This is a genomic window from Streptomyces sp. NBRC 110028 (genome assembly GCF_001417735.1).
Taxonomy (GTDB): Bacteria; Actinomycetota; Actinomycetes; order Streptomycetales; family Streptomycetaceae; genus Streptomyces.
In genome coordinates this window covers 1-8350 of record NZ_BBUZ01000078.1, presented here as the reverse complement: position 1 = coordinate 8350, position 8350 = coordinate 1, and the positions used below count along the sequence as shown (strand labels likewise).

Sequence of the window (8350 nt, the reverse complement as noted above, 5' to 3'; positions counted from 1 at the left end):
TGGTGGATTGGGGTGCGGTGTTCGCGGGGCGTGGTGCGCGGCGGGTGGAGTTGCCGACGTATGCCTTCCAGCGCAGGCGCTACTGGCTGATCGAGCAGCCCAAGACCTCGACCGGCTCCGTCGACCATCCGCTGCTGACCTCGATGGTGGAGCTTCCCGAGGACGGCGGGGCGGTGTTCACCGGGCGGCTGTCCCTCGACTCCCACCCGTGGCTCGCCGCCCACGACGCGTTCGGCGCGGTGGTGGTGCCCGGGCAGGTGTTCCTGGAGCTGGCCCTGTTCGCCGCCGAGCGGACGGGCCGGGGCCGGGTCGAGGAGCTCGATCTCCACGCGCCGCTGGTCATGACCGATACCCAGGACGCCCTGACGCTGCGCATGGTGGTCGGCGACGCGGGGGCCGTGAGCGTGTACGCGCGGCGTGAGGGCGCAACGGTCTGGGTGAAGCACGCCAACGGTGTTCTGTCCTCCGAGGCCGACGGCACCTCCTGGCCGCGCGATGAGGCGACGTACGCCGAGGTGCTCGACGCCGCCGCAGAGGCGGCAGGCGTGCACACGGACGGCGGACCGACGCTCGTCCACGCGTGGCGCGGGGTTTCGGTGCGCGTCGATGAGGCAGGGCGTCCGGCCCTGTCGGTGGAGTCGGCCGGGGCGCGTGCGATCTCCACGGAGGAGGTGCGGGCCCACACCGGGGGCCGAGAATCGCTCTTCCACGTCGAGTGGATCGCGCCACCTGCACCACCCGCCGCCGGGACCGGCGCTGATGCGGTGGTCTACGCGTGCCCGCCGGTGGCGGACGCCACGCCCGAGGGTTTCCGCGCGCTGACCCGTGAGGTCCTGTCCGTCGTCCAGAAGTGGCCGGCCGATGAGCGAACGGCGTCCTCCAGGCTCGTGGTCGTCACACGTGGCGCGACCGACGGAGCCGATCTGGGGCATGCGGCGGTATGGGGGCTGGTGCGCGCGGCGGAGGGGGAGAACCCGGGCCGGTTCGCCCTGGTCGACCTGGACGCTGACGCCGAACTGCCCGAGGAGGTGTTGCGCCTCGATGAGCCCGAGATCGCCGTGCGCGACGGCCGGATCCGGGTGCCGAGGCTGGCGCGTGTCCCGGCGCTGGACGGGGCCCCGTCGTGGGACCCGGACGGCACGGTCCTGATCACCGGTGGCACGAGCGGACTCGGCGCCCTGACCGCCCGCCACCTGGCCGGTGAGCACGGCGTCAGGCGCCTGCTGCTGACCAGCCGCCGGGGCATGGACGCACCGGGCGCGGCCGGACTCGTCGCGGAACTGACCGCGCTGGGCGCCGAGGTGGAAGTGGCCGCCTGCGATGTCGCCGACCGGGACGCCGTGGCCGCGCTGCTGTCCGGGCGGTCCCTGACGGGCGTCGTGCATTCGGCCGGGGTCGTGGACGACGTACTGATCGGCGCGTTGACGCCCGAGCGGCTGGACGCGGTGATGAGGCCGAAGGTGGACGCCGCCTGGCATCTGCACGAACTGACCCGCGGCCATGACCTCTCGGCGTTCGTGATCTTCTCGTCCGTAGCGGGCACGCTCGGTGGCGCCGGGCAGGCCAACTACGCCGCCGCGAACGCTTGGCTGGACGCGCTCGCCCGGCATCGCGCCGCCCACGGGCTGCCCGCGCTGTGCCTGGGCTGGGGGCCCTGGGCTCAGGTCGGCGGCATGGCCGACCGGATGGACGAGGCCGAGTTGCGGCGGCTGCGGCGTACGGGAATGCCGCCGCTGACCCCCGACGAGGGGCTGGCGCTACTGGACGCGGCGACCGTGCCCGGGCGGCCGGCCCTGACGCTTCCGGTGCGCTTCGACCTGACGGTGATGCGCACACAGGCCGGCACCGGAACACTTCCCGCGCTGTTCCGCGGGCTGGTGCGCGCCCCGGCCCGCCACACCGCATCCGGACGGGCGTCGCTGGAGCGGCGGCTGGACGGGCTGACCGGGGCGGAACGCCGGCAACTCCTGCTGGAGCTGGTACGCGGCCACGTCGCGCGGATCCTGGGACACGACGGGGCCGAGGAGGTCCCGCCGGACCGCGCGGTGAACGAGCTGGGCCTCACCTCGCTGGGCGCCGTGGAACTGCGTAACGCGCTCAACGCCGAGACCGGTCTCCCACTGCCCCCGACCCTGGTGTTCGACCACCCGACCCCCCTCGCCGTCGCCGCTCTGCTGCACGACGGGCTGCGACCGGCCGAGGCCGACCCCGCCGCGCCACTGCTGGCCGAACTGAGCCGGCTGGAGGACGCCCTGACCGTGCTCGCGGCGGACGACGACGCCGCTCACGCCAAGGTCACGGCCCGGCTGGAGGCGGTGTCGCGGCGGGCGCGGGACGCCCGGAGCGGTGTGGTGGCGGACGCCGGACCGGGCGACGCCCTGGCGCCCGCTTCCGACGACGAGTTGTTCGAGGCGCTGAACAAGGAACTGGGACTGTCCTGACGGACACCGCGTCTGCTTGTGGACTTTCACGGATGGGTTGATGACGATGTCGAAGGACTCAGGCGAAGACCGGCTGCGGGAGTATCTGCGGCTCGCTACCGGTGAGTTGCAGCAAACCCGGCGCCGTCTGCACGAGGTGGAGGACCGGGAGCGGGAGCCGATCGCGATCGTGGGAATGGCCTGCCGTTTTCCCGGTGGCGCGGCCACGCCGGAGGGGCTGTGGGAGCTGGTCGCCGACGGCCGGGACGCGGTGGGCGAATTCCCCACCGACCGGGGCTGGGACCTGGACGGACTGTACGACCCGGACGGGGCGGGCGAGAACACCAGCTACGTCAGCCAGGGCAGCTTCCTCGACGGCGCGGGCGACTTCGACCCGGAGTTCTTCGGGATCAGCCCGCTGGAGGCGCTGGCGATGGACCCCCAGCAGCGGCTGCTGCTGGAGACCTCCTGGGAGGCGGTGGAGCGGGCCGGGATCGACCCGCCGTCGCTGAAGGGCAGCGCGACCGGTGTGTTCGCCGGGCTGGTGTACCACGACTATCCGGCCAGCAGCGTGACGGGCGCGCTGGTGTCCGGCCGGGTGGCCTACACCCTGGGTCTTGAGGGCCCGGCGGTGACGGTCGACACCGCCTGCTCGTCCTCGCTGGTGGCGCTCGACATGGCGGTCAAGGCGCTGCGTGGCGGGGAATGTTCGCTGGCGCTGGCGGGCGGGGTGACGGTGATGTCGACGCCGGTCACCTTCGTGGAGTTCAGCCGGCAGCGCGGCCTCTCGGTGGACGGCCGGTGCAAGGCGTTCGCCGCGGCGGCCGACGGCACCGGCTGGGGCGAGGGCGTCGGCGTGCTGGTGCTGGAGCGGCTGTCGGAGGCGCGCCGCAACGGCCACCGGGTGCTGGCGGTCGTACGGGGCACGGCGACCAACCAGGACGGCGCCAGCAACGGCCTGACCGCGCCGAACGGCCCCGCCCAGCGCCGGGTCATCCAGCAGGCGCTGACCAACGCGGGCCTGACGGCGGCCGATGTGGACGCGGTGGAGGCCCACGGCACGGGGACGACGCTCGGCGATCCCATCGAGGCGCAGGCGCTGCTGGCCACCTACGGGCAGGAGCGCCCCGACGACCGGCCGCTGTGGCTGGGATCGGTCAAGTCGAACGTCGGCCACACCCAGGCGGCCGCGGGCATGGCCGGTGTGATCAAGATGGTGCAGGCGATGCGGCACGGGACGCTGCCGAAGACGCTGCACGTGGACGAGCCGACACCGCAGGTGGACTGGTCGGCGGGGAACGTGCGGCTGCTGACCGAGGCCCGCGCCTGGCCGGAGGGCGGCAGCCCGCGCCGCGCCGCCGTGTCGTCGTTCGGCGCCAGCGGGACCAACGCGCATGTGGTCCTGGAGGAGGCCCCGCCGATCGACACACTGCCGGAGGACGGCCCGGAGCACCCGGTGGTGCCATGGGTGATCTCGGGCAAGTCCGAGGCCGCGGTGCGCGAGTACGCCGCCCGGCTGCGGGACGTGGCGGCGGGGGATGCCCGTCCGGTGGACGTGGGCTGGTCGCTGGCGACGCGGCGGGCGCCGTACGCGTACCGGGCCGCGGTGGTGGGCGCCCGGAGGGAGGAGATCGCACAGGACCTGGCCGCCGTGGCGCAGGGACAGGCTCCGGTGGTGCCGGCCCGCCCGGGGACCGGCCCGGTGATGGTGTTCCCGGGGCAGGGGTCACAGTGGGTCGGGATGGCGGTCGAGCTGATCGCGTCGTCCGAGGTGTTCGCGGAACACATGGCCGCGTGCGAAGAGGCGCTGGCGCCCTTCGTGGACTGGTCGCTCCGCGACGCGCTGGGCGACGGGGCCATGCTGGAACGGGTCGATGTGGTGCAGCCCGTGCTGTGGGCCGTGATGGTGTCGCTGGCGGGGCTGTGGCGGCACTACGGCGTGGAGCCCGTCGCGGTGGTGGGCCACTCCCAGGGCGAGATCGCCGCGGCGAGCGTGGCCGGAGCGCTGTCGCTGCGGGACGGGGCCCGCGTGGTGGCGTTGCGCAGCAAGGCGCTGCCCGCGCTGTCCGGGCGGGGCGGGATGGTGTCCGTCGCCCTGCCCCGGGAGGAGGCGGAGCGGCGGCTCGCGCGGTGGGGCGACCGGATGTCCATCGCGGCGGTGAACGGTGGCGCCTCCACGGTGGTCTCGGGCGAGGTGGCCGCCCTGGAGGAACTGATCGCCGCGTGTGAGGCGGAGGAGGTGCGCGCGCGGCGGATTCCGGTGGACTACGCCTCGCATTCGGCGCAGGTCGAGCGGATCGAGCGGGAACTGCTGGAGGTACTGGCGCCGATCCGGCCCCGCGCCGCGCGGATCCCCTTCTACTCCACCGTGACCGGCGACCTCGTGGACACCACGGGGCTGGACGCGGGCTACTGGTACCGGAACCTGCGGCAGACCGTGGAGTTCGACCGGGTGATCGGCCTGCTCATCGAGCGGGGCGTGGACGTGTTCATCGAGGCCAGCGCGCATCCGGTGCTGGCACCCAGCATGGAACAGACCGCGATCGGCACCCTGCGCCGCGACGACGGCGGCCTGGACCGCTTCCTGACCGTCTTGGCCCAGGCCCACACCCATGGCGTGGACGTCGACTGGGAGAAGGTGTTCGCCGGAACCGGCGCCCGGCAGGTGGAGCTGCCGACGTACCCCTTCCAGCACCGCCGGTACTGGCTGACCGACGCGGTGGCGGGCTCCGACGCGGCCTCGATGGGACTCGGCGCGCTGGGCCATCCGCTGCTGGGCGCCACGGTCACCCTCGCGGACTCGGACGAGGTGGTGCTCACCGGACGGCTGTCGATCGGGTCCCGGCCCTGGCTGGCCGACCACGTCGTCGACGGATCGGTCCTCTTCCCCGGCACCGGATTCGTGGAGCTGGCGGTGCGCGCGGGCGACGAGGTCGGCTGCGGCCGGATCGACGAACTGACCCTCCACGAACCGCTGGTCCTCGCCGAGCGCGGCCGGGTGGCCGTGCAGGTCGTCGTCGGCACCGCGGACGAGGCGGGCCGCCGCGCGGTCACGGTGTACTCCCGTGACCAGGACGCCATCGACCTGCCCTGGAGCCGGCATGCCACCGGTCTGCTGACCGCGGCCACCTCGACCGGTGGCGGGGACGACCTGACGGTCTGGCCGCCGCCCGGGGCCGAGCCGCTGAACCTCGATGTCGGCACGCTGTACGGGGAGTTGGTCGCCCTGGGCCTGGCGTACGGGCCGACCTTCCGGGGACTGCGGGCGGCGTGGCGGGCGGGCGACGAGGTGTACGCCGAGATCGCCCTGCCGGACGACGCCGAGCCGGACGCGTACGGTCTGCACCCGGCCCTGCTCGACGCGGGCCTGCACGCCATCGGCCTCTCCCCGGCGGGGTCCGGGGACGCGGCCCTGCTGCCGTTCTCGTGGTCGGGCGTGGAACTGCACGCCTCCGGCGCGGGCGCGCTGCGGGTGCGCGTCACCCCGCTCCAGGACGGTGTCGCGGCGCTGACGATCGCCGACGCGACCGGGCAACCCGTCGCGACGATCGAGTCCTTGGTGCTGCGGCCCCTCACCGCCGTGCGGACCGAGCCCCGTACCGAATCGCTCTTCCACGTCGCGTTGACCCCGCTCCCGGCCGGCGGGGACACGGCCACCGGGGCGCCGTCGCCCACCGACACGGAGGTGCTGCGCGTCGCCGCCGGATCCGATGTGCGTACGGCGGTGAACCAGGCGCTGGAGGCGCTGCAGACCGCCGAATCGCGTCTGGTGGTGGTCACCCGGGGCGCGGTCCCCGTGACCGGTGAGGAGGCCCCCGATCTGGCCGCGGCGGCGGTCTGGGGCCTGGTGCGCAGCGCCCAGACCGAGGACCCCGGCCGATTCGTCCTGGTCGACCTGGACGCCACCGACGCGGACGCCGCCGACGCGACGGACGACGCCGCCATCGCGTCGGCGTGCGCGACCGGGGAGCCCCGGATCGTGGTGCGCGGGAACACCCTCTACGCTCCCCGGCTCGCCCGGCTGGCCGCCTCCGCATCCGGCCAACGTGACGATCCGGCACCGGTGTTCGGCGAAACGGTGCTGATCACGGGCGGGGTCGGAGTGCTGGGCGGCCTGATGGCCCGTCACCTCGTCACCGAGTACGGCGTGCGGCGGCTGTTGCTGACCGGTCGCCGGGGGCCGGACACGCCGGGCGCGGCGGAACTGGTGGCGGAGTTGTCCGGGCTGGGTGCCGAGGTGGAGGTGGTGGCGTGTGATGTGGCGGATCGGGGGTCCGTGGCCGCGCTGCTGGCGGGCCGGGAGCTGTCGGGTGTGGTGCACGCGGCGGGTGTGCTGGACGACGGGGTGATCGCGTCGTTGACGCCGGAGCGGGTGGACCGGGTGTTGCGTCCGAAGGTGGACGCGGCGCTGCATCTGCACGAGCTGACACGCGAGATGGATCTGAGCGCGTTCGTGCTGTTCTCCTCCGCCGCCGGGGTGATCGGCTCGCCGGGGCAGGGCAACTACGCGGCGGCCAACGCGTTCCTGGACGCCCTGGCCGCACACCGCCGCGCCCAGGGGCTGCCCGCCCAGTCCCTGGCCTGGGGCCTGTGGGCGACCGACGCCGGTATGGCCGGGAGCCTGGGCGACACCGACCGGTCCCGGATGACCCGCGGTGGCATCCTCCCGCTGTCCCACCGCGAGGGCCTGGCGCTCTTCGACGCGGCCGCCCGTATGGCCACCCCCGCGGCCGTCGTCCCCGTGAAGCTGGACCTCGCGGCGGTCCGCGCGAGCGGATCCGTCCCCGAGCTGCTGCGCGGCCTGGTCCCCGTCGTCACCCGCGGCACCGCCCGGACCCGGGCCGACGCGGACGGGCTCCGGCAGCGGTTGGTGGGCCTGTCGGAGGAACAGCGCCTGGAGACACTGCTGACCCTGGTCCGCGCCCAGGCCGCCACGACGCTCGGCTACGCCGGGCCGGAGGCCGTCGATCCGGAGCGCGCGTTCCGCGATCTGGGGGTCGACTCGCTGGCCGCGATGGAGCTGCGCAACGCGCTGGGCCAGACGACGGGCTTGCGGCTGCCGGTCACCCTGGTGTTCGACTACCCGACCCCCGCCGTCCTCGCGCGCCATCTGCTGGACGAGGTGTCGGGCACCGTGCAGGAGCGCCAGGTCAAGCCGGTCGTGGCCCCGGTCGACGGCGATCCCGTCGCGATCATCGGCATGGCCTGCCGCTACCCCGGCGGGGTGTCCTCGCCGGAGGACCTGTGGCGGCTGGTGGACGATGGTACGGACGCCATCTCGGCCTTCCCCGACAACCGGGGCTGGAACCTGGAGCGGATCTACGACCCCACCGGCACCCGGCCGCGCACCACCTACGTCGACATGGGCGGATTCCTGTACGACGCGGCCGAGTTCGACCCCGGCTTCTTCGGGATCGCGCCGAACGAGGCGATGGTCATGGATCCGCAGCAGCGGTTGCTGCTGGAGGCGTCCTGGGAGGTGCTGGAACGCGCGGGAATGGATCCGACGACGCTCAAGGGCAGCGCGACCGGTGTGTTCGCCGGGATGATGTACCACGACTACAGCCAGAACAGCAGCACGGGCGCCATCGTCTCCGGCCGCGTGGCCTACACCCTCGGCCTGGAGGGCCCGGCCGTCACCGTCGACACCGCCTGCTCGTCCTCCCTGGTCGCCCTGCATCTGGCGGCCCAGGCGCTGCGGTCGGGCGAGTGCACGCTCGCCCTCGCGGGCGGTGTCACCGTGATGGCCACGCCGGACAACTTCATCGAGTTCAGCGAGCAGCGGGGCCTGTCGCGGGACGGCCGGTGCCGGTCCTTCGCCGCCGCGGCCGAGGGCTCCGGCTGGGGTGAGGGCGTGGGCATGCTGCTGGTCGAGCGGCTGTCGGACGCGCGCCGCAACGGCCACCCGGTGCTGGCGGTCGTACGGGGCA

At 74.0% G+C, this 8350-nt stretch carries 2 protein-coding genes; both read left to right on the top strand.

Annotated elements, in window-relative coordinates; all coding sequences use genetic code 11:
* A partial coding sequence (locus tag ASC60_RS38180) for a type I polyketide synthase (RefSeq protein ID WP_234357331.1) occupies positions 1–2441 on the top strand: 2441 nt, incomplete at its 5' end.
* A 16-nt stretch (positions 2442–2457) separates the two neighbouring features.
* Positions 2458–8350 (top strand): SDR family NAD(P)-dependent oxidoreductase (locus tag ASC60_RS43635; RefSeq protein WP_370593024.1); only part of this gene is annotated, 5893 nt, incomplete at its 3' end.